Raw genomic sequence first — 21,557 nt, 5'->3', positions numbered from 1 at the left:
CCGGAGCGCTCGTTCAAGCTGGATTCCATGCAATCGGTCGAGCGATCGCGAAGCGGGGCACGGGCGGTGGCCTCGGTTAGATCGGTTACGTCGGGTCTCCCGGTGTCCCCACCCCATCGAGCATGAGGGATTCCGGCGACGGGGAGTCCTTTGCGCAGGATGCCGGCCCGGCGCGCCGTGCCCCGGACGCTCGACCAGCCCTGGACAGCGAGGCGGCGGGTGCCTCGAGGGACCCGCAGCCGCCCGGGGGCTCGGCGGGATCGGCGCTGAGCCCCCGGACGGCTGCGCTATCCTCGGCGCAGGCCATGTCCGACGGCGATCTCGTGTTCGCATCCATGCCTGCCGGGCTCATCGCCTTCGCCTCGTCGTGCGGAGTCCCGCAGGAGGATCTCCTCCAGGCGGCCGGCGTCGCGCCCGAGATCCTTACCGCGCCCGACGAGCTCGTGCCGTATGCATCGCTCTTCTCGCTGTGGGAGCTCCTTCTCCAGCGCCTCCCCGGCGAGCCTCTCGGGCTGCGTTATGCGCGCTGCATCCCGGTTTCGGTCGTCGGCATCGTGGGGCACGTCCTTCGCCACAGCGAGACCGTGCGGCAGGGCGTCGCCGTCTATGGCCGCTTCTGCCGGCTGATGGACCCGTACCTCCGCATCATCCTTGAGGAGCACGGCGGGGTCGCGCGGCTCGCGCTCGAGCACGAGCCGCGCGTCGTCGCCATGGCCGAGCCGATCGAGATGATGGTCGCGACGCTCGCGCGCTTCATCGCGCTCTACCTCGGCGGCTCGGCGAGGCCGATCGAGGCGCTGTTCCGCCATCCTCGCCGGCACCCGCCGTCGCTCTACGAGGAGGCGATCGGGGCCCCCGCCCGCTTCGAGGCGGGCGCGACGGGCCTCGTCTACGATGCGCGCGTGCTCGACGCGCCCCTGGTCGGCGCGGACCCGTCGGTCCGCGATTACCTCGTTCGCCACGCCGAGCAGCTCCTCGCCGCGCGCGCGGCGCCCGCCAGCGCCGCGACGCTCGACGCGCGCGTGCGCGCCCGCATCGACGAGCGGCTCGACCACGGCGACGTGGACCAGGAGGGGATCGCGCGCGCGCTGGGCATGAGCACGCGCTCGCTCCAGCGCGCGCTCAAGGACGTCGGCACGTCGTTCACGGCGCAGCTCGACGAGGCGCGGCGGGAGAAGGCGCTCGATCTCGTCCGCCGGCCCGACCTCGCGCTCCAGGAGATCGCGTTCCTGCTCGGCTATGGCGAGCCGCGCCACTTCTATCGCAGCTTCCGTCGCTGGACGGGCACGACACCGGGAGAGTACCGGCGCGCCCGCGTCCGCTAGCTCCGTGTGGGAGAGCAAGCATGCCTTCGCAGACCCTCTCGACCAAGCTCGCCCCGCCGGCCGCTGAGCAGCTGAAGGCGCAAGCCATGGAGCCCTGGCTCTTCCCGGTGTTCTTCCTCTCGGGCTCGGCAGCGCTGGTGTATCAGGTCGTCTGGCAGCGCGCGCTCTACGCGATCTACGGCGTCGATATCCTGTCGGTCACGATCGTCGTCACCGCGTTCATGCTCGGTCTCGGCCTCGGGAGCCTCGCGGGTGGGGCGCTTTCGTGCCGGTACCCGCAAGCTGCGGTGACGCTGTTTGCGCTCTCCGAGCTCGGGATAGGCCTCTACGGCGCCTTCAGCCTTCGCCTCTTCGCCCTCATTGCAGAGATGACGCACGGCATTGGCCATGTCGCCACGGGTGGGGTGGCCTTCCTGCTCGTGGCGCTCCCGGCCATGCTGATGGGAGCCACACTCCCCCTCCTGGTCGCGCACGCCACGTCGCGATCGCGTAACGTCGGTCGCTCGCTAGGTAACCTGTACTTCACCAACACGCTGGGCGCGGCGTTCGGTGCCTTTCTGGCGGCGCGCTACCTGCTGGGCGGGCTGGGCCTCCGGGCCACGGCGGAGGTTGCCGCGGCGCTCAACGTATTTCTCGGTGTGCTCGTGATGGTTCTGCGCCGGGGGCGTCGCGGCGAGCCATGAGGCTCCTCGTTGCCGTCCTCGTCGCCACGCTCGGCGGTTATCTCGCGCTCTCGCACGAGGTCCTCTGGGTCCGGATCTACGGCTTCACGGTCGAAGGCGCTCCGGACGCCTTCGGCTTTCTGCTCGCGGCCTACCTTGCCGGTCTGGCCGGCGGATCGCTCCTCGCCGGTCGCTACTGCCGGAGCACGGCGGCGGAGCGCTCCGGACAGCTTTACCGGGTGGGCGGGGTGATCTTCGCCGGGGCGCTCGCGGCCTTCCTCGTGGCCCCCGTCGTCGCGCACCTGGTCGGCCGCGGTGTGGAGCCGGCCTCGACGCTGCCTGTCTTCGCGCTCGCCAGCACCTGCCTCGGCGCGGGGTTCCCGCTCCTGTGCCACTTCGGGATCCGCGCGGACGAGCTGGCCGGCGCGCGGCTGTCCTACGTCTACGTCGGCAACATCGTGGGCTCGACGCTGGGCAGCCTGGTCACCGGCCTCGTGCTGCTGGATGTCTTGCCTCTGCGCGAGCTCAACGTGGCCCTCGCGATCGCGGGCGCCGCGATCGGCGCGATGCTCATGCTCTCAGCGTCGACGACGGCGCGCTCGCGCGTGTTCAGCGGCGCCATCTTGGCCGCCGCCATCGCGTCCTTCGTGGGGTCGGCGCCGACGCTCTACGGCGACCTCTACGAGAAGCTCCTTTACGGGGAGGAACACCGCGAACACGGTCGCTTCGCCCACGTCATCGAGCGTCGCGAAGGCGTCGTCACGGTCTCCCGGTCGGGCACGGTGTACGGCGGCGGATCTTACGAGGGCATCACCAACGTCAGCCCGCTGCCGGAAAAGGACGAGAACCGGGTGCTGCGGGCCTATCTGGTGTCCGCGTTCCATCCCCGGCCGCGCGACATCCTCATGATCGGCCTCGGGTCCGGCTCCTGGCTTCAGGTGCTGGCGAACGACCCCGACGTCGAGCGCCTCACCGTGGTCGAGATCAACCCCGGGTTCGTCGAGGCGGCGCGGCGCGCGCCCGTCGTCGCGAGCGCGCTGGACAACCCGAAGGTGGAGCTCCTCATCGACGATGGCCGGCGCTACCTGGGGCGGACCTCGCGGCGCTTCGACGTCATCGTCGAGAACACAATCGTGTACTGGCGCTCGTATGCCTCGATGTTGCTCTCCCGAGAGATGATGGATCTGTCCCGCCGGCACCTGAAGCTGGGCGGCGCGCTCTACTACAACACCACCATGTCCACCGCGGCTCAGAAGACCGGGGCGACCGTATTCCCCAACGCCCTCCGCTTCCAGAACATGCTGATCGCGAGCGACGGTCCGATTACCATCGACCACGCGCGCTTCGAGAGGAAGCTCGACGCGTGGCGTATCGACGGCCGTCCCGTGCTGCCCGCCGGCAGCAGCGCCGCGCAGCTCGATCTGCTGAAAGAACAGGACTGGCGCGGCGGGCCCACCTGGGAAGGCCGGGAGTCGATCCTGCTGCGGACGCAGGATGACCCGCTCATCACCGACGACAACATGGCGACCGAATGGTGGGCGTTCGGCACGTACCCCTAGCCCCACGTTCCGCTGAAACTATGCCGCTCGCTTGACAATCCATGGTGGATTTGCTCCGCTCGCCGTGGGCGTTGCGCCCATCCTTGGACGTGACTACGGCGTTCGCCGAGCTGAACGACTTCGCATGGCCCACGATGCTCCGCCTGGAGCGGTGAGCGACCGCTTCGACATGTTCACGCGCGCAGAGCGCGCGGATCTCGGCGCCCTGATGGATGTCCTCGTCGCGCAGGCGTGGGCCGCGACGCCGTTCATCTACTCCAACGACGTCGAGGACGCCTATCTGGAGATCATCCGGGAGACCCCCGCGTTCACGTTCGGCCTCGTCGAGAGGGCGACGGGGCGTCTGGCCGCGGTCGGCAACGCCGCGCCGATCGCCGTGCGGAGCGACGATCTGGCGGCGCTGCCCGACGGCGGCTGGAAGTGGCAGGTCCTCCGCGCGAAGGCGGTCCGCGACGGCGAGCCGCCAACCCACCTGGGCGCCTTCACCGCCTCGGTGTCGCCGCTGTTCCGCGGCCAGGGCGTGAGCGCGCTCGTGCTCGCCGGCTTCAAGGCCCTGGCGAGGCGATCGGGCCTCGCCGGCGTGCTCGCCCCGGTGCGCCCCCCGTCCAAGGCATCCTGCCCGGGCATCGATATCGAGGAGTTCCTCGATCGCGCCCGCGAGGACGGCTTGCCCACCGACCCGTGGGTCCGAACGCATGTCCGCGTTGGGGGCCGGGTCGCCGGGACTCCTCGTTGCGCCCTCGTGGTCGACCTGGAGCTCGATTTCTGGGAGGTCTGGCTCGGCAGGCCCATCTTGCCTTCCGAGCGCTCTTTCGAGATCCCCGGCGGCCTCGCCCCCGTGTACGTCCAGGGTCGGCGCGGACGTTATGAGGAGCCAGCCGTCTGGGTCGTTCACTCGCTCTGACATAGAGCTGCTGGACCAGGCTGGCGATGTGGATTTCGGGCCCTATGGCCGCCCAGCACAGGCCTCGTCGCTGTCCCATCGGGGGCGCACCAGCCGCTCGGCGGTCGCAACCGTGCCTCGCGCGTCGGTCACCATCCCCCTGAGATCCGGAGCGGTTGACCGATGGCACAAGCTGGCTCCCGGAGCACGGCCGGCCATCCGATGGCGGGCTCAAGCTCGGCCTCGTGCTCATGCCCCCCTTCGGCGCCCGCTGGAAGGCCGAGGAGATAGAGCCCACGCTCGGCGCCTGGCCGGAGGCGAAATCGTTCGTGGCCACCTTCAGCGCCGATTACGCCAAGGTGAACAGCGTCCGCGTCGCCGTCGACTTCATCATCGCTCAGCGACCGAAGCTGGGAGTTTGAGCGACGGGCGGCGGTGCTTCTCGCCGCATCAACGTGGAACGAGCCACGCGTCGAACGGCGCGAAGTAGGCGCCCCCCTCGACCTCGTTGTCGGCGCGGTAGAGATCGAAGTCGACCGGCAGGTCCGGGAAGTCGGGGCTGGAGAAGCCGCGCACCTCCCAGGTCGAGTAGCGGTTGAACGTCTGCCCGAAATCGAACGGCAGCACGCCCGCCGGGAATACCGGATCGATGAAGCGCAGCCACACGCGCAGGCAGTCGGGATCGGCGGGGTCCTCCTCGTCGCCGCCGTCGCACGCCTCGTGGAGCTGCGTCACCGCGACCGGACGATCGCCCGTGAACGTCACCTGATCGAAGATCGCCGGCTTCTCCTGGATGAACACGTAAGCCAGGATCTTGATGTCGTCGACTGTGCCGCCCTGCATGCGGGCCGTGTCGTCGAGCGGGATGGCCTTGACGCCGATCGACGCCAGCCCGTTGTCCACCGCCACGACGTCGGAGAACAGCAGCGGATTCACGTAGGCACCCCAGAGGACGCCATAGTGGCCGTTCGACCAGAACGCGTTGTCGCGGTACGCCGGCTGCGCGACCTCGATGTTGTGCCAGATCATCGCGCCGTGCCCGCGGACGTGATGGGCGACGTTGCCGTCGAAGACGAAGTCCGCCGGCCGCCCCGAGCCCCCCTCCTGCCAGCCGAAGCCGGAGACGTCCTCGCCTGTGCCGTCGTAGCCCACGCCGACGGCGACCGAGTCGCGCGCGCCCGAGCCCTCGCCGCCCGACACCGCGATGCCGGTCATGCGGTGGTCCACGCGGATGCAGCCGTCGACGCGCTCGGGGATGCCGACGCGCGCGGCCAGCACATGGTCGAGGAGCACGCCGGCCGGCGCCTTCTCGCGATCGTCACAGAACGTGCCGCACGCGCCGTTGTCGTAGAACAGGCCGAAGCCCACTCCCTGGGTGTCGTAGCCGGCGACGTCGCTGATCTCGATGTCGTTCGACTGCTCGACCATGATGAAGTGGAGCTCGCCGCCCCAGATCGCAGCGTGACGCACGAACGAGCCCGCCGAGGCGTCCTTCTGCTGGTGGAACCAGAGCGGCGCGCGGCGGGCGGGGAGCGCGGTCCCCTCGGCGCCGCCGCTGCACGGGATCAGCGGGCCGAGCCAGCGTAGCTCCACGCTGTCGAGCTGCGCGTGCCCCTGCTCGGCGACCAGGATGTGCGCGTGCGCTGTGTCGTCGGCCGAGCGGATGACCACGTTGCGCGACAGGTTCGCGGCCTCGGCGCGGCGCAGGCAGTCCGCGCAGCCGTCGTGGGTGAACGCCGGCGCCTTGGCCAGCGTCACCTCGTTGCCGTCGACGGCGGCGATGGTCCCCTCATCGAACTGGTCGACCGCCACCTCGCCGCCGGCGAGCGGGGCCGACGGGGTGAGGACGACGCGATCGCCGGCCTTCCACCCCGACGCGTCGTCGACGGTGAACACCGCGTCGCCGTCGCCCGCGCCCTCGACGAGCTTCCCCCACGCGCGCTTGGGCGCGCCGGCCGCGAGCAGGCGCCCGGCGCCCATGACCCACACCCCGACGTCGCCGTCGACGACGGAGATGGGCGTGTCGACCGACTGCGAGGCGTCCCCTCCCTCCACCGCGCTGGGCGTGCCGGCGTAGTCCTCGTCGTGCATGCCGGTGAAGATGATCTCGGCGGCCACGCCGTCGGGGACGCGGTCGTCGGGCGTGCCGTAGTCGACGGTCCCCTCCACGACCAGGTTGCCGTGCAGGGTCAGCGTGGCCGACGCCTCGCGCGACGCGCGCAGCGTGCCGCCGGCCTCGACAAGGACCGTGTGCGCCTCGGCGGGGCAGTCGACCACGACGACCTTCCCTGACGGGATCACCACGTCGGTGTCCGCGCTCGGGAGCGCGCCGCCCCAGGTCGTGGCGTCACAGAAAGAGCAGGACTCGCCGTCGGGGCAGTCGGCGGTCGGACCGTCGGGGCCGCCAGAGCCGCCGGGGCCGTTCCCCGAGCTGCCGCAGGCCGCGAGCGCGGCAGCGGCCACGAGTGAGAGCGCGAGACGTGTTCGAACCATCGTTCCTCCAGCAATCGCCGCCTAGGAACACGCCGCCAGGTCGGCGGCGACCTCGGGCGGCGCGAGCGCGCGCAGCTCCGCGCGCTCGTCGAGGGCGAGCCCCTCACACCCATCCCGCCAGGCGTTGCCAAGGACCACGTGATGATCGGACGTGAGCGTCCCGCCGCCGGCCAGGAACGCCGCCTCGCGCGCGAGGAAGCGGCGCAGCAGCGAGGCGCGGATCGGGCCGGGCACGCGCCGCAGCGGCACGGCGAGCAGGCGCACCGGCCCGCGATCGGTGCCGAAGTCGTCGGCGAGCGCGCCCTGCGACTCCTCCAGGCTGCCGACGAGGTGGAGGTAGATGATCGTCCACGGGCCGGCGCCGGCGCCGTCGGCGGCGGTGAGGACGTCCTTCCAGTTCAGCGGTCGATCGCCCGACGTGTGGCCCCGGCCGGGGTTGACCGCGGCCTGGGCCACCCACCAGGAAAAGGTCTGCGCCATCGCGTCCGGCACGGCCTCGGCGAACGCCGCCTCGAAGAACGCGAAGCCGACCTCGTAGGGGAATGCGGGCCCGCCGTCGGGGAAGCCGTGGTCTGCGCCGTCGAAGCCGCCGTGGCGCCGCTGCCAGTCCCACAGCTTGATCGCGGCGTAACGCAGGAGCTCCACGCGCCCGGCGTGATCGCCGGTCGTGATGAGGATCTCCTTGCCGATCTGCACCGCAGCGCTCTCGAAGGCGCGCGCGGCCTCGAGCGTGCCGTCGCGCTCGAGCGCGGCCTGCGCCTCGGCGAGCCGGCCGTCGTCGCGCGTGAACCAGGTCTCGTCGATCCTGCGCGGCAGCCAGCGCATCCACGACGGCGTCTCGACGGGGAGCGCGATGGCCGAGGAGTCGAACGACGCGGCCAGGTCCCAGGCCGGGTCCTCGGGGAAGCCGCCAGGGAACAGCGCGGCGCCGAGCGCCTCGTCGGAGTCGAGCACGGCCTGGTGCCCGGCGCCGGCCGCGCCCGCGTACTGCGGGCCGGGCTGGAACGGCGCATCGATCACGCGTCCGACGGGGCGGACGGCCAGGGAGCGCACGTAGCTCGCCACGTCGGCGGCCTCGGCGGGGGTGAAGAGGTGGTGCTCGGCGCGCGCGATCACGCTGTGGTTGGAGAACGCGAAGTAGGCCAGGTCGGCGCCATCGTCGGCGTGGCAGCGCGCGCACACAGGCCCGCCGTCACGGCTCTCCTCGGTGAAGAAGCGCCGCCCGCGCTCGATGGCATCGGCGTCGGCCGACGGCGCGGTCCAGGCGGCGGGGTCGTCGGCGGGGAGGTCGGCCGTACCCCGCCGCCCCCCGGACACCACGGCCACGTCGATCACGCGGAACCCGGATACGTCGCGGACCTGGCGGTCGTAGCGGAACACCACGCGGTTGGCGCCCGCGCGCAGCGTGCCCTCGGGGAGCGGGAGCGTGGCGGTCGCGTGGCCGCCCGACGGCCTGCGCAGCCCCGGCGCGGCGAGGTCGATCGGCGCCGCGTCGTTCACCACCACGTAGGCCGCGTCGGCCTCGACGACGTTGTGCACCGTGAGCGCGAGCGCGGCGCCCGGCGCGGAGGCGACGTCGCCGGGGACGTCGATCGTGACCGCGACGGCGGCGCCCGGCGCGCCGAGGACCTCAATCGGGAGCGAGGTCGCGGTCGAAATTGCATCCTCGTCTCCATCCGGCGCGCACCCCATCAGGATCACGGCGAGCGCAAGCTGGGCGAGCCATCGCACGGCCGCAGCATATCAGTCGCCGTCGAGGGTTTCGTCAGCTTCAACGCCGAGGAACAATACACCCACATCCTCCCCGGGGGAGCGCACACGCGAGCAGGTCGTCCAGGCCCTGGAGTTGCTCTTCCCGTCGCACCCTTGTCTACGAGGAAGCGTCTCTTGGTCGCTGCCAGCGGCCGACATGGCAAGCGACTGTCGCGGGCCTCGGGCAGGGCTCAGTCCTACAACCAGAGACCCTGTTGGCAATGTCTTCTGAACGAGAAGACTTCACCCTGGTGACATGGCTCATACGAGCCTTTCACGGGGTTCACCGGCCGGCCAGCCTGGCTGAGGGCGAATCGAGGAGGCGCAGGGCGCCGCGCACAAGGACTGGCACGATCGGCGATCAGGCGCTCGGCACGAAGGCCGCCGGCTGACGGCCGGGCGCGGGCGCGTCGCGGCCGCTCTTCTCGGCGAGCTGACGCTCCAGCTCCTCGTACATTCGCACCTTCTTCTCGATGCCGGCGAGGTGGGCCTGCTGCTCGGCGAGCTTCCTGGCCACCTCGTCGCGGTGCGCTTCGAGCAGGGCGCGACGCTCCGAGATGGTCGCGTCGCCCCGGCGCGCGAGCGTCGCGTAGGCGAGCATCCGCTGGATGGGCATGCCCGTCTCGTGCAGCCGGCGGAGGAAGACGACCCAGCGCACGTCGTCGGGACCGTAGCGGCGGTGGCCGCTGCGCGCCCGCGCGATCGGCTGGATGAGGCCGATCCGCTCGTAGTAGCGCAGCGTGTGCGTGCTCGTGCTCGTGGCGGCAGCGACCTCGGCGATGGTCAGCCTGTCAGCCGCTCCCGAGGGCGCCTCGGCGCGCTCCGCGGGAGGGGGGCGGACGTCGATGGCGGAGAGCGGAGGGCGATCAGCTGCTCGGCGGGGCTGCACTGGACCTCTCCTTGCCGCGCGGGGGAGGGCCGGCGGCGTTTCGGGACCCGTCACGGTAAAAGCTCGAGCGCGCTCGAAGTCAAGGGCGCCCCCGGCCTCGTTTTGTTTCGCCAGCCGCCCCTTGACTTCGAGCGCGCTCGAAGCCTTACCCCTCCCGGACACACAAGGGAGAAGGCACGATGCGATACAAGCTCCTGGGGAAGACAGGCCTCTACGTGTCCGAGCTCTGCCTCGGCACCATGACGTTCGGCGGGAAGGGCTTCTGGCAGGTGATCGGCGCGCTCGGCACCGGCGAGGTCGAGGCGGTCGTGGGTACGTCGCTCGACAGCGGCGTCAACTTCATCGACACGGCGGACGTCTACGCCGAAGGCGAGTCGGAGCGGCTCGTCGGCGGGGCGCTCAAGGCGCTGGGCCGCCCGCGCGAGCAGGTCGTCGTGGCCACCAAGGTGCGCGGACGCGTGGGCCCGGGCGTGAACCAGATCGGCCTCTCGCGGGCGCACATCCTCGCGAGCATCGACGCGAGCCTCCAGAGGCTCGGGCTCGATCACGTCGACCTCTACCAGATCCACGGCGTCGATCCCGTGACACCCATCGAGGAGACGGTGCGCGCCCTCGACGACGTGGTGCGCTCGGGCAAGGCCCGTTACGTCGGCTTCAGCAACCTGCCCGCGTGGCTGGCCATGAAGGCGATCGGCTTCGCGCAGGCGAACGGCCTCGCGCGGTTCGAGAGCGCCCAGGTCTACTACTCGCTCGCGGGGCGCGACATCGAGCGCGAGATCGTGCCCCTGGCGCAGTCGGAGGGCATCGCGATCCTCCCCTGGAGCCCGCTCGCGGGCGGCATGCTGTCGGGCAAGTTCGATCCGGAGAAGCCGGGCGGCCCTGACGGCGCGCGGCGCACGAGCTTCGACTTCCCGCCCGTCGACCGCGCCCGCCTGCCGCGCGTGCTCGGCGCGCTGCGCGAGGTCGCGGGCGCCACGGGCCTCTCGGTCGCGCGCGTCGCGCTCGCGTGGCAGTTGACTCGCCCCTTCGTCACCAGCGTCATCATCGGCGCAAAGACGCGGGAGCAGCTCGCCGACAACCTCGCCGCCGCGGAGGTCACGCTCTCTCCCGAACACGTCAAGCAGCTCGACGAGGCGAGCGCGCTGCCGCCCGAATACCCCGGCTGGATGCTGGAGTGGCAGAACCGCGACGTGCGCGGCGTCCCCGGCGGGCAAACGGTCGCGGATCGCGCCCGCCAGCACCAGACGAACAAGTAGCGGGCCTCATCCCCGAGGCCTCCGCGGGTCAGTCGCGGATCCAGCGTCACCACTCCGGGAGGGAGCGGCTCGCTCGGGTTGAGCAACTGGGTTGGCGCCGCGCGCCGCCGCGTTGGCATGGAGCGCGCTCAGCCCCCTTTCGGATGCCGCAGGAATAGCGCTCTTCTCGGCCTGGAGAGCACCGTTCTCACTGGTACGCGTGTTGCCAACACCGCCCGTGATGTGGCAAATGAGGTCTCTCCATCTCCCATGGTTGGCGCTCGCCGCGGTGGCGTGCGGCACGGATCCCGTGGCGGTGCTCCCCCGGACAACCTCGCAGCTGGTCGAGGGCGGAAAGCTCACCGAGGAGCGCCCGCAGGTCATCGTCCTGGTCGTCGATGACGCTGATACGGCCGAAGCCGCGCAGCTGCGCGAGCGCGTCGCCCAGAGCATGCGCGCGAGCCTCCTTGCCGTTATCGAATCGCGGTGGGGAACATGTGGCAGCGCGGATCCGGCCCAGTGGCACCCCGGCGATATCCGGGTGGTCGTCGCGCGGCCGAGCGCGCCCGACGCTACGGCGCTCCTCACCTCGAGGGAAATCCCCGCGCTCGCGTGGATCACGCAGACCTCGCACGAGGAGGAGGTCGAGGCGGTGATGGCAGGCGTGACAGAGGCGCTGGGGCAACGCCTCGCCGAGCCCGGCGAGGAGTACCGCCCGCTACGGACGGCCAGGCGCGCGCTGGAGCTCGTCACGGGCGCGCTCGCACCCGTGGGAGAGGCGGAGGTAGCCCTCGTCAGGTCACTGCCCCAGGGCAGGCTCGCGAGGCTGCTCGTCGCGAGCACGCGCGACGACGATGGCCCCGGGCACGTCGCCGACGACGTACCCAGCCAGACGGCGCTGTCGATGACCCTGGACACGGAGGTGGCCGGGCCTTTCACCACGCCCGATTGGACCTGTCGCACCGTCGACCGAGGCAGCACGCGACTCGAGGCGTGGAGCGAGCTCGTGCGCGCGGAGCCGATCACCTCGCGCTGCGACGATCAGGACACGTGGGACATGCTCCTTCACCCGGGTTGGGCCGATTGCGGCTTCATCTGCCAGGCCCACCCGCTCGCCGTGGACGACGGAGGCGTGGTCGCTTGCAACGTCATGATCGATCAGGCCGATCTCGAGCGCTGCGATGCCGCGCGAGGCCAGCGCGATCCGGGCGGGCAGCCCACGTTCGTCGAGCGCGGCGGCGAGGAGCTGCGCCGCTGCGAGGTCGTGCAGCTCGCCGGCGCCGACCTGGAGAGCTGCCGGCATTCGCTCGATTGTCCAGGATGCCCGAGCGGCTTCTGCGCGACCGAGGTGCCGGAGCTCGTATCGCAGTGGCGCTGCGAGCGTTCGGATCACCCATGGCCACTCCGGTTCATCGGCGGCGCGATCGAAGGCCGTCGAGGGTGGATCAACATCACATGCAGTACCGAAGCAGGGGAATGAGAGACGGCATCGCACAGCGCGCCGTGCCCGGTCGTCCACACCTCGCTCCGAGCCTGACAACCCCCTCATTTTGTTGGCATTTGAGCAGATAAAATTTAAACAGGGAGTCGGGGAGGCAGGGAGATTGGCGGGATTTCACTCCCCGTCTCCCCGACTCCCTGTGAATTATCCCGAAAAGAAACCAGCAGGGTCGGTTCAGTCGAGGATGGTCCAGGTGGCCTTGGCGGTGCAGCCGTAGGCGTCGAGCGCGCCGGGGTGCGAGAGCGGGACGAGCTTGATCTGGCCCTTGGCGAGCGGCCCGGTGACCGAGCGGGTGAAGGGCCCAGGATCGCCGTAGTAGTGCGTGACCGTGAAGGTGATCTTCGCCGAGTCCGGAACGGCGAAGAGCGAGGTGTTCTTGATCGCCGCGTTCGGGTTGAAGATGCTCGGAAAGGTGATCGAGCAGGAGAGGTTCACGGTCTTCGTGACCGGGCCGCCGCCGTCGTCACCCCCGGGGCCGATGATCGCCTCGGCGCCCTCCCCCACGACCTCGGCGGCGTCGCTCGCGCCCTCATCGGCGCTGTCGCCGTCGAGCGGCTCGGCGATGCAGCCGACGAGCGAGAAGGACGAGATGAGCGAGCAGAGGAGCAGGTTCTTGAGCTTCATGGTGGTGTTTCCTTGGGTCGGGGGTTCACGCTCACGAGATCGCGTCTCGGTGGCCTCTGGCGATACCGAGTCGCCTCGGAGGCCATCGTCGCTGTCTCGCGGCGTCGCGTCCCGATAGAGCAACCGGCGGGCCAGGTTGTCGGGGCGCTTCGGGCCGCCACCGGTGCGCCCAGGATCCGCGGGAATGAAGGCCTTTTTCGTGGTTTTCGCGCTCCACCGCGCAGCGCCGGGGGGGCGGCTGCGCGGCGCGGTGGAGGTCAGAGCCCCCACGCCGACGGCGCGAGCCTCCACCGCCTCGCACGGTCACCGCACGCCGACCACGGCTTCCTTCAGGGTCCGGCGAGCGTTGTGCGGGCCATCCCCACCGCGTAGCATCCGCTCTCGTGCTTCCCACGCTCTCTGGTCCCTGGCCGCCGGTCCCATGTTGATCATTCGACGCCACCAGAAGGCGGCGTTCGCCGCCCTGCAGAGGGACCGCTTCCTGGATCAGACCGCCGCTTATCTCCGGCGCTGGCATGGCCCCGCCTGCGAGGCGCTGGGCGACGCAGCTCTCCGCGCTTTCATCGAGGAAGGCGTGGTCCGCGCCGGCCGCTACGGCGTCACCCTCGAGCATCACGCGATCCAGTTTCTCGACTGGATGCTCGACGTCGGCCCCGGCTTCGACGCCGATCCCGCCCACCCCTGGATCGCCCGCATCCTCCGCGATCCCGCCCTCCACGGCGATCTGAAGATGCCGGCCCTCGAGGACGAGGCCGAAGCACGAGGCTTTCCCCTGGGAGGCGACGGGTCGCCATGAAACGCAACATCCCGACGGGCTACGACCCCCCGCCTGCGAAGCGGCACAAGCCGTCACCCAGGCAGGAAGCGCGCGACCAGGCGTTCGGCGAGCACAGCGCCAGGCGGGTCGGCGACCCCGTCCTGGCCTGCCGGGATCGCCGCCCGGTGCTCATCAATCTCAGGGTCATCGCCGGCGCCGCGCCGACGGGGCCCAACTCCTCGCGGACGACGACGCACCCCGCCGGCTTCGTCCTGCTCGAGGCGGATACCATCCCCAACGACGGAACCGCCTGGAACCAGATCGCGTGGGCTGGGGGGCTCGACGCGGGCAGTCCCCGGCACCGGCTGGTCCCCCGCTCGCAGGCCGGCGACTTCGTGGTGTTCGCATGCCTCGGCCCGATGCTCGCCTCCCATCACGTCACGGTCTTCGATCCTTTCCTCGTGCGGCTCGACGTGGTGAGAGACGCCGAGCTTCACCGCGGGACCTGGTGGACGCTCCACGAAGAGGACGGGGTGGTGCTGGTGCGGGCAACGACCACTCCCGACGATCAGGAGACGTGGGCCCAGATCCAGTGGACCGGCGGGGCTCCCGTGACTGGAAACCCCAACCTGCGCGCTGTCCCGCGCGCGGTGTTCGACGAGCAGATCATCGGGGCGACCCTCGGCGGGGTCGAGGACGAGCTCGTCGTGCGGGTGTTCCGTCTCATCTCGCTGGTGCTCAGCGCCAACGAAGCGTCCTACGACCCTGCTGCGACCGTCACCGCGACGGCCACCACGCTCCCCGACGTACCGGACGCCTGGAGTCAGCTCGTATGGCATGGCGTCGCGTCATCGAACGGCAACACGGCCCAGGTCTCGCGCAATCAGCTCGGCTCGCGGGGCGTGCAAGTGTCGCTGCAGGGCAAACCCCTCTCGGACACCGTCACCGTCCACCCCGTGCTCGTCTCGCTGGTGCTCAGCGCCAACCAAGCGTCCTACGACACCGCTGCGACGGTCACCGCGACGGCCACCACCTCCCCCGACCTACCGGCCGCCTGGGACCAGCTGGTATGGCATGGCGTCGCGTCATCGAACGGCAACACGGCCCAGGTCTCGTGCGATCAGCTCGGGTCGCGGGACGTACAAGTGTCGCTGCGCGGCAAACCCCTCTCGGACACCCTCACCGTCCACCCCGTGCTCGTCTCGCTGGTGCTCAGCGCCAACCAAGCGTCCTACGACACCGCTGCGACCGTCACCGCGACGGCCACCACCCTCCCCGACCTACCGGCCGCCTGGAGCCAGCTTCAATGGGAGGGCGCCACGCCCAGCGGCGACCAACACACCGCTCAGGTCTCGTGCGATCAGCTCGGCTCGCGGAACGTGCGGGTGTCGCTGCGCGGCGCGTCCCGCTCCGACACCCTCACCGTGCACCCCGTGCTCGTCTCGCTGGTGCTCGGCACCAAAGAAGCGTCCTACGACGCCGCTGCGACGGTCACCGCGACGGCCACCACCTCCCCCGACGTACCGGACGCCTGGAGCCAGCTTCAATGGGAGGGCGCCGCGCCCAGCGGCGACCAACACACCGCTCAGATCTCGTGCGATCAGCTCGGCTCGCGGAACGTGCGGGTGTCGCTGCGCGGCGCGTCCCGCTCCGACACCCTTACCGTGCACCCCGTGCTCGTCTCGCTGGTGCTCAGCACCAAAGAAGCGTCCTACGACACCGCTGCGACGGTCACCGCGACGGCCACCACCTCCCCCGACGTACCGGACGCCTGGAGCCAGCTCCAATGGGAGGGCGCCGCGCCCAGCGGCGACCAACACACCGCTCAGGTCTCGTGCGATCAGCTCGGCTCGCGGAACGTGCGGGTGTCGCTGCGCGGCGCGTCCCGCGCCGACACCCTCACCGTGCACCCGGTGCTCGTCCGGCTCGATGTCGCCAACGCCACGGACAATGGCAGTGGCGCCTGGGAGGCCTTCAAGGGGACAACCGACGTGGTGATCCGAGCCGTCACCTCGCCGCCCGCCGCCGCGAGTCAGGTCACCTGGGTCGGGGGCGTCCCGGTCCAGGCGGGCATCGTGAACGTGTCGTGCGCGGACATCGGCACCACCGACATCGAGGCTGCGCTCAAAGGTCCGCCCCAGAAGGTCACGATCATCGTCAAGCGAAACCTCCCTGCCTTGCTTGGCAACTACGGCGCAGACCAGAAGATTCTCACCGCGGCCGAGAGGTTTTTTACCCACCGCGGCACCGAACCCCAGCTCGGCGACGCGGTGAGGAGGGCCTACCAGGCTAGGGAGCTCCACAGTTGGCTGCAGCTCGCCTCGGTCGAGCTCCAGTTCACTCAGGGTCTCACGCTGCTGGAGAGCCTCGCGCCGGCCTGCCTGGCGGCGAACCTGCCGGCGACCGCCCAGCTGCTGAAAGCCGCCTGCGACGTCGTCCGCAAGGGCCCCACTGCCGTGGCAGTCGCGCAGCTGCTGTCCCGCTACTACACCCTTGATCGCTGCGTGAAGCTGACCGAGTTGCTCGCGCTGCCTCTGTCCGACGCGGACTGGCGCACGATCCTCGCTGACCACCAGCTCTGGCCGCTCGGTCGCAGCTTCCTCGTGTTCGACCGCATGCTCCGTTATGCGGCGAGCGCGAACTTCGGGTCCGATCGCGCGCTGAACGTGCTCCACGCGCTACGGTGGGTGATCGACGATTTTGACAAGGCCATGGAGATCCTCGCGAGCGCGCCCACGCTCCCCAATACCCGTCTGTTCTGGCTCCTCGAATGTGGACAGCGTGTGATGGGCGACCCCGCCGCCGCGGGCCTGCTCATCGAAGCCCAGGGGACGCCTCTCGGGAAAGAGGCCGCCGAGGTCCTTGTGCAGTCGTGGGGCATCGCCGGTCAACAGGCCCAGGATGCCCTCGACTACGCGACGAACGGCGCCGGGACCTTAGACGTCGTGCACGAGCGGCTCTTCGCGCTGAAGTCTACGGGCGGCAACCAGCAGAGGGCGAACCAGCTGCTCGCCCAGCAGGATTATGGTGTGCACGACGCGCGCGCGTTGCTCCAGACAAGCGCCGGCCGCAATTGCGCCGAACACTATGCCAACAATGACAATTCGGCCAAAGAGGCGGCCGAGTTGCGCCGAAACGTGGGCGCCAACGCCTGCATCACCAGCGGGCTCGATGGGATGGCCACGCAGCTCGCGCGGGTGCTGCACCAGCATCGCGCGGAGATCAACGGCTTGCAGGTGGACGCGGAGACCTCGCTGATGAAGTACACGACCCACAGGGCCGGAAAGCTGTGGATCTCGATCCAGGGCGGCAACCCCGTGAAAGAGGATTGGGTGGGCCTCGAGGTCGTGCTCATCCGTCGATCGAATGGCACGCTCTTTGTCAAGCACTGCCAGCCCACCACGGCGAAGTCGTGGGCATGATGACCGCCCTCGCGGATCGGCGCCCTCATGGGACCATGTCACTGAAGAACATCATCAAGTGAACCGCTGTCGTGGTGCGCTCGGGGCCGTGCAGGATTCGCACCCACTGGACGACGACCCCGATTTCGGAAGCCACCGCTTGATCAGCTGCGGCGGGTTCAGTCGAGGATGGTCCAGGTGGCCTTGGCGGTGCAGCCGTAGGCGTCGAGCGCGCCGGGGTGCGAGAGCGGGACGAGCTTGGTCTGCCCCTTGGCGAGCGGCCCGGTGACCGAGCGGGTGTAGGGCCCAGGATCGCCGTAGTAGTGCGTGACCGTGAAGGTGATCTTCGCCGAGTCCGGAACGGCGAAGAGCGAGGTGTTCTTGATCGCCGCGTTCGGGTTGAAGATGCTCGGAAAGGTGATCGAGCACGAGAGGTTCACCGTCTTGGTGACCGTGCCGCCGCCGTCGTCACCCCCGGGGCCGATGATCGCCTCGGCGCCCTCCCCCACGACCTCGGCGGCGTCGCTCGCGCCCTCATCGGCGCTGTCGCCGTCGAGCGGCTCGGCGATGCAGCCGACGAGCGAGAAGGACGAGATGAGCGAGCAGAGGAGCAGGTTCTTGAGCTTCATGGTGGTGTATCCTTGAGTCGGGGTTCACGCTCACGAGATCGCGTCTCGGCGGCCTCTGGCGATACCGAGTCGCCTGGGAGGCCTTCGTCGCTGTCTCGCGGCGTCGCATCCCGATAGAGCAACCGGCAGGCCAGGTTGTCGGGGCGCTTCGGGCCGCCGCCGGTGCGCCCAGGAGCCGTGGAGAAGACGTTCTTTCTCGGGGTTTTCGGGCTCCGCCGCGCGGCGCAGGGGGGCGGCCGCGCGGCGCGGTGGAGGTCAGAGCCCCCACGCCGACGGCGCGAGCCTCCACCAGATGTCTTCCCTGGTGCTCTCTGGTCCGGGAGGCCGCGGCAGGCTCGGGCTCGATCGCCAGCTCCGCCGCGGCAGCCGGTGCTCCCCCGGAAACCCCGCGCTCGAACGCTCGGCGCCGCCCGTCGCGATCCGGCGGCCTCCTTGACGGCGATCGGCGCCCCATGGGATCGTCGGACATGCAGGCCGGGGCGCGGTTTTCCTAGGCGCGCAGCGTGCAGCGCGCTCCTCGGCGCCCGGGTGGTCCTGACGTGGGCGGGGCGCCTCGGTGAAGCTCAAGGAGCGTTGATGCTGGCATCGGGCGATCATCCCCCCTCTTTCTCCTCGGACCCTCCGAGGGGTCACGCCGCGTGCGTGGGGGTCCTGGTTGGCCCCTGCGTCGCATTCGCCATCCTCGCGGGCAAGCACGTGGCCGTCCCCTGGTTCGTGGTGGAGGCGGGCTTGTTCGTCGCGCTCCTCTGCGTCGCCGCCGCGACCCGCAGCCCTGCGCTGCGCGTCTCCCTTCCCCTCTTCGTCCTTCCGCTCGCGTACCTTTTCTTCCGCATGACCCGGGATGCGATGACGTGCCCCGACATCCCCCCTTCCTGGCACGTATGGCGAGAGTGGCTGCCGGCCATCGGCAGCGTGTTCGGGCTCATGTCCGCCCTTGTCGGCGCCCTCGGGGTGGTGTTCTTCGCTGCCATGACGACCACCATGGTCCGCGTGCCGCCGCGCGCTCTCCATGCGGCGAGCGTCGCCGTCCTCGCGCTGACCACGGGCCTCATTGCCGTATCGACCGCTCACGCCGTACGAGAGCGCGATCCGGAGGATCACATCGCGTCCCTTCCGACCATCGGAGCCGTCCCACCCGTCGAGGGGGCGCCCTCGATGATCGCAGAGGGCCCGTCGGACCCGTCCGGACCGCCCCTCGTGACGCGCATCCACGAAGTGACCATCGGTCGGCTGGGGGTGCGCCGGTTGTGCCCGAGCCTGTCCGAGAGGTGTTTTCTCGATGTGGAGGAGGCCGGGAGGCCTTTCGACGCTCAGCTCGTGACGTGGCTGTCTCAGCGCGGCACGTACACGATGGTCGACCCCGAGGCGTGCCCGCAGCAGCCGGGCTGGATCGATCCCCGCGATTCTTTCATCATCCGCCAGGCGTCGCCGCTCGTTCGCAAAGCGTCTCCGTTCGCCAAACACCACGAGCTGGGCGAGCTGATCGTGCTCGACGGATCGATCTACGATGCCCCTCGCGGCGGCGAAGCAGGTCCGGTCGTCCTCACGGCGCCGCGGTTCTTCCCGAGGCCCGCGTCCATGCGCCTCGTCGCAGACGTGCTCGGCGCCCACCGGCGCGCGATCGCCGTCGCGGCCTGCGGAGCGCTGCTCTCCGCGGCGCTGCTCCGCCATCGCTGGCGCGCCCGCCGCGCCCTCGCGCGGATCGCGGGGGCGAGGGTCGCGGTGCTCGCGGAAAACGGCTGGCTCGACTTCGCGGACGGCTCGCCTCCCGTGCGCGCCGCGGACCGCGGCTTGCCACCCGGACCGGTCGTGGTCCTCGGACCGACGTCCGGGGGCACGTACCGCGGAGGGGATCTCTGCGGCGCCGAGATCGTCGCCGGAGAGCAGGCCCGGCTGCTCGATAGAGGGCGCGCGCGGATCGCGCGGATCGACGTCCTCGTCTTCTTCATCGCGGTGCTCGCGCCGCTGCCGCTGCTGACCGTCGCGGTCACGCTGAGCCTCTGGTAGCCCCCTCCCGCGCCGTTGCGCGCCCCGTGCGGGTGCTAGGGTGGCGCTCATGTCGAACGCGCTCCGAGCGACGCTCCTGAGCCTCTTCGGCAGCCTCGGCCCCGGCTGTGCCTCGCCGGGCCTGTCCGCCGCGACGTCGACGCCCGAAGCGCCCGCAGATCTCGTGATCACGGCCGGCGTCGTCCGGACCATGGACCCCGGGAACCCGCGCGCCGAGGCGGTCGCCGTGCGCGGCGAGCGGATCGTCTTCGTGGGCAGCGCGGCCGGCGCGAAGGCCTTCGTCGGGCCCGGGACGCGCGTCGAGGAGCTGCCGGGGCGCGCGGTCGTGCCCGGTCTCGTCGACGGGCATGCCCATCTCTACGGGCTCGGGGTCGCGCTGGAGACGCTGAGCGTGCGCGGCGCCACGAGCGCCGAGGCGGCGGCGGCGATCGTGGCCGGGGCGGCGAAGGCCCGCCCGAAGTCCGAGTGGATCACCGGCCGCGGCTGGGACCAGAACCTCTGGCCGGGCGCGGCGTTCCCCACGCACGCCCCCCTCGACGCGGCGGCGCCGGAGCACCCGGTGGCGCTGCGCCGCGTCGACGGGCACGCGCTCTGGGCGAACGCCGTGGCGATGCGCGCGGCCGGGGTCGGTCGAGGCACGCAGGATCCGCCGGGCGGGCGCATCCTGCGCGACGCCGCGGGCGAGCCGACGGGCGTCTTCGTCGACAACGCGATGGGCCTCATCGAGGCCAGGATCCCCGCCGACCCGCCCGCCGTGCGCGAGCGGCGCATCCTGCGCGCGGCGGAGGAGGCGCTCTCGTCCGGGCTCACGGCCGTGCACGAGATGGGCATCGACGACGAGACCGTGGCCGTCTACCGCGCGCTCGCCGCGGCCGGGCGGCTGCCGATCCGCGTTTACGCCTACCTCGCAGGCGACGGGCAGCTCGAGGGGCTGAAGGCGCGCACGCCCGACGTGGACCCGACAGGCACGGCGATGTTCGTGCTGCGCGGGGTCAAGCTCTTCGCCGACGGCGCGCTCGGCTCGCGCGGCGCGGCGCTGCTCGCGCCGTACGCGGACGAGCCCTCGACGAGCGGGCTCTTGCTGATGGATCGCGAGGCGCTCGCGCGCGCGGCGCGGCTCGTCGCGGACGCGGGCTTCCAGCTCGCGGTGCACGCGATCGGCGACCGCGCCAACCGCGCCGTCCTCGACGCGTTCGAGGCGCTCGGCCCGGGGCGGGCGGCGGCGCTGCGGTTCCGGGTGGAGCACGCGCAGATCCTCTCGCCCGACGATCTGCCGCGCTTCGCGGCGCTCGGGGTGATCGCCTCGATGCAGCCGACGCACGCGACGAGCGACATGCCGTGGGCGCCCGCGCGGCTCGGCGCCGATCGCCTGAAGGGCGCGTATGCCTGGAGGTCGCTGCTCTCATCGGGCGCGCGCCTCGTGTTCGGCTCGGATTTCCCGGTGGAGGACGCCTCACCGCTGCTCGGCATCTACGCAGCCGTGACCCGGCAGGATCTCTCGGGCCAGCCCCCGGGCGGGTGGATGCCCGAGGAGCGGCTCGACCTCGACGAGGCGCTCTTGGCCTTCACCGCGGCGCCCGCGTACGCGGCCTTCGCCGAGGGCCAGCGGGGCCGGATCGCGCCTGGCTACGTGGCCGATCTGACGGTCCTCGGCCGCGATCTCTCGCCCGATCGCTCGCTCGTCGACACGCCGATCGACATGGTGGTCGTGGGCGGACGCGTGGCGCGCGCGCCGGCGCCGCGGTGAGAGGCGCGCTCGTGCTGCGCGCCGCGCTTCGTCCGGACCGCCATGAGACGTCGCGGCCGACGCATCCCAACGACGAACGAAAGGAGGAATGAG

Annotated in this window: 16 protein-coding genes; 11 read left to right on the top strand and 5 right to left on the bottom strand. The window is 70.9% G+C overall.

Annotation, left to right across the window (positions count from 1 at the left end):
- Nucleotides 1-305 precede the first annotated feature (305 nt).
- The 5 genes from WMF19_RS18050 to WMF19_RS18030 all read left to right on the top strand — a co-directional run bounded on the left by WMF19_RS18050 (nt 306) and on the right by WMF19_RS18030 (nt 4,851).
- The gene (locus WMF19_RS18050) at nt 306-1,325 is read left to right on the top strand and encodes an AraC family transcriptional regulator (RefSeq protein WP_437900232.1); all 1,020 of its coding nucleotides are present in this window, start codon (nt 306-308) and stop codon (nt 1,323-1,325) included.
- Between the two features lie 20 nt (nt 1,326-1,345).
- A complete protein-coding gene (locus tag WMF19_RS18045; protein ID WP_437900231.1) occupies nt 1,346-2,008 on the top strand; it encodes a fused MFS/spermidine synthase in 663 nt (220 codons plus the stop codon).
- Entirely contained in the window at nt 2,005-3,546 is a 1,542-nt protein-coding gene (locus WMF19_RS18040) for a spermidine synthase (protein ID WP_437900230.1), read from the top strand. Before WMF19_RS18045 ends, WMF19_RS18040 begins: the two co-directional genes overlap by 4 nt.
- Nucleotides 3,547-3,670: 124 nt before the next feature.
- Nucleotides 3,671-4,450 (top strand): hypothetical protein, encoded by a 780-nt coding sequence (locus WMF19_RS18035; protein ID WP_437900229.1) that lies wholly within the window; start codon nt 3,671-3,673, stop codon nt 4,448-4,450.
- 155 nt (nt 4,451-4,605) lie between these two features.
- Nucleotides 4,606-4,851 (top strand): hypothetical protein, encoded by a 246-nt coding sequence (locus WMF19_RS18030; RefSeq protein ID WP_437900228.1) that lies wholly within the window; start codon nt 4,606-4,608, stop codon nt 4,849-4,851.
- 28 nt (nt 4,852-4,879) lie between these two features.
- Here WMF19_RS18030 and WMF19_RS18025 read toward each other — a convergent pair whose 3' ends face one another.
- The 3 genes from WMF19_RS18025 to WMF19_RS18015 all read right to left on the bottom strand — a co-directional run bounded on the left by WMF19_RS18025 (nt 4,880) and on the right by WMF19_RS18015 (nt 9,563).
- Entirely contained in the window at nt 4,880-6,922 is a 2,043-nt protein-coding gene (locus WMF19_RS18025) for a G8 domain-containing protein (protein WP_437900227.1), read from the bottom strand.
- Between the two features lie 21 nt (nt 6,923-6,943).
- Entirely contained in the window at nt 6,944-8,653 is a 1,710-nt protein-coding gene (locus tag WMF19_RS18020) for a hypothetical protein (protein ID WP_437900226.1), read from the bottom strand.
- 382 nt (nt 8,654-9,035) lie between these two features.
- A complete protein-coding gene (locus WMF19_RS18015; RefSeq protein WP_272098291.1) occupies nt 9,036-9,563 on the bottom strand; it encodes a MerR family transcriptional regulator in 528 nt (175 codons plus the stop codon).
- A 179-nt stretch (nt 9,564-9,742) separates the two neighbouring features.
- Between WMF19_RS18015 and WMF19_RS18010 the strand changes: the two genes are divergently transcribed.
- A complete protein-coding gene (locus WMF19_RS18010; RefSeq protein WP_437900225.1) occupies nt 9,743-10,819 on the top strand; it encodes an aldo/keto reductase in 1,077 nt (358 codons plus the stop codon).
- Between the two features lie 229 nt (nt 10,820-11,048).
- Complete coding sequence (locus WMF19_RS18005; protein WP_437900224.1) at nt 11,049-12,278, top strand: hypothetical protein; 1,230 nt, start codon at nt 11,049-11,051, stop codon at nt 12,276-12,278.
- A 195-nt stretch (nt 12,279-12,473) separates the two neighbouring features.
- On the opposite strand, the gene WMF19_RS18000 is transcribed toward WMF19_RS18005, so the two are convergent.
- Nucleotides 12,474-12,923: a hypothetical protein gene (locus tag WMF19_RS18000; RefSeq protein ID WP_437900223.1), complete on the bottom strand. Its 450-nt coding sequence runs from the start codon at nt 12,921-12,923 to the stop codon at nt 12,474-12,476.
- Between the two features lie 421 nt (nt 12,924-13,344).
- Between WMF19_RS18000 and WMF19_RS17995 the strand changes: the two genes are divergently transcribed.
- Entirely contained in the window at nt 13,345-13,719 is a 375-nt protein-coding gene (locus WMF19_RS17995; RefSeq protein WP_437900222.1) for a hypothetical protein, read from the top strand.
- 380 nt (nt 13,720-14,099) lie between these two features.
- Entirely contained in the window at nt 14,100-17,102 is a 3,003-nt protein-coding gene (locus WMF19_RS17990; protein ID WP_437900221.1) for a hypothetical protein, read from the top strand.
- A 158-nt stretch (nt 17,103-17,260) separates the two neighbouring features.
- Here WMF19_RS17990 and WMF19_RS17985 read toward each other — a convergent pair whose 3' ends face one another.
- A complete protein-coding gene (locus WMF19_RS17985) occupies nt 17,261-17,710 on the bottom strand; it encodes a hypothetical protein (RefSeq protein WP_437900220.1) in 450 nt (149 codons plus the stop codon).
- Between the two features lie 642 nt (nt 17,711-18,352).
- Here WMF19_RS17985 and WMF19_RS17980 point away from each other — a divergent pair.
- Nucleotides 18,353-19,717 carry a hypothetical protein gene (locus WMF19_RS17980; protein ID WP_437900219.1) on the top strand — a complete coding sequence of 455 codons (1,365 nt, stop codon included), beginning with the start codon at nt 18,353-18,355 and terminating at the stop codon, nt 19,715-19,717.
- Nucleotides 19,718-19,766: 49 nt separating this feature from the next.
- Entirely contained in the window at nt 19,767-21,464 is a 1,698-nt protein-coding gene (locus WMF19_RS17975; RefSeq protein WP_437900218.1) for an amidohydrolase, read from the top strand.
- Nucleotides 21,465-21,557 lie beyond the last annotated feature (93 nt).

It is taken from the genome of Sorangium sp. So ce124, assembly GCF_051525235.1.
Taxonomy (GTDB): Bacteria; Myxococcota_A; Polyangia; order Polyangiales; family Polyangiaceae; genus Sorangium; species Sorangium atrum.
This window is presented reverse-complemented; position numbering and strand designations above follow the sequence as displayed.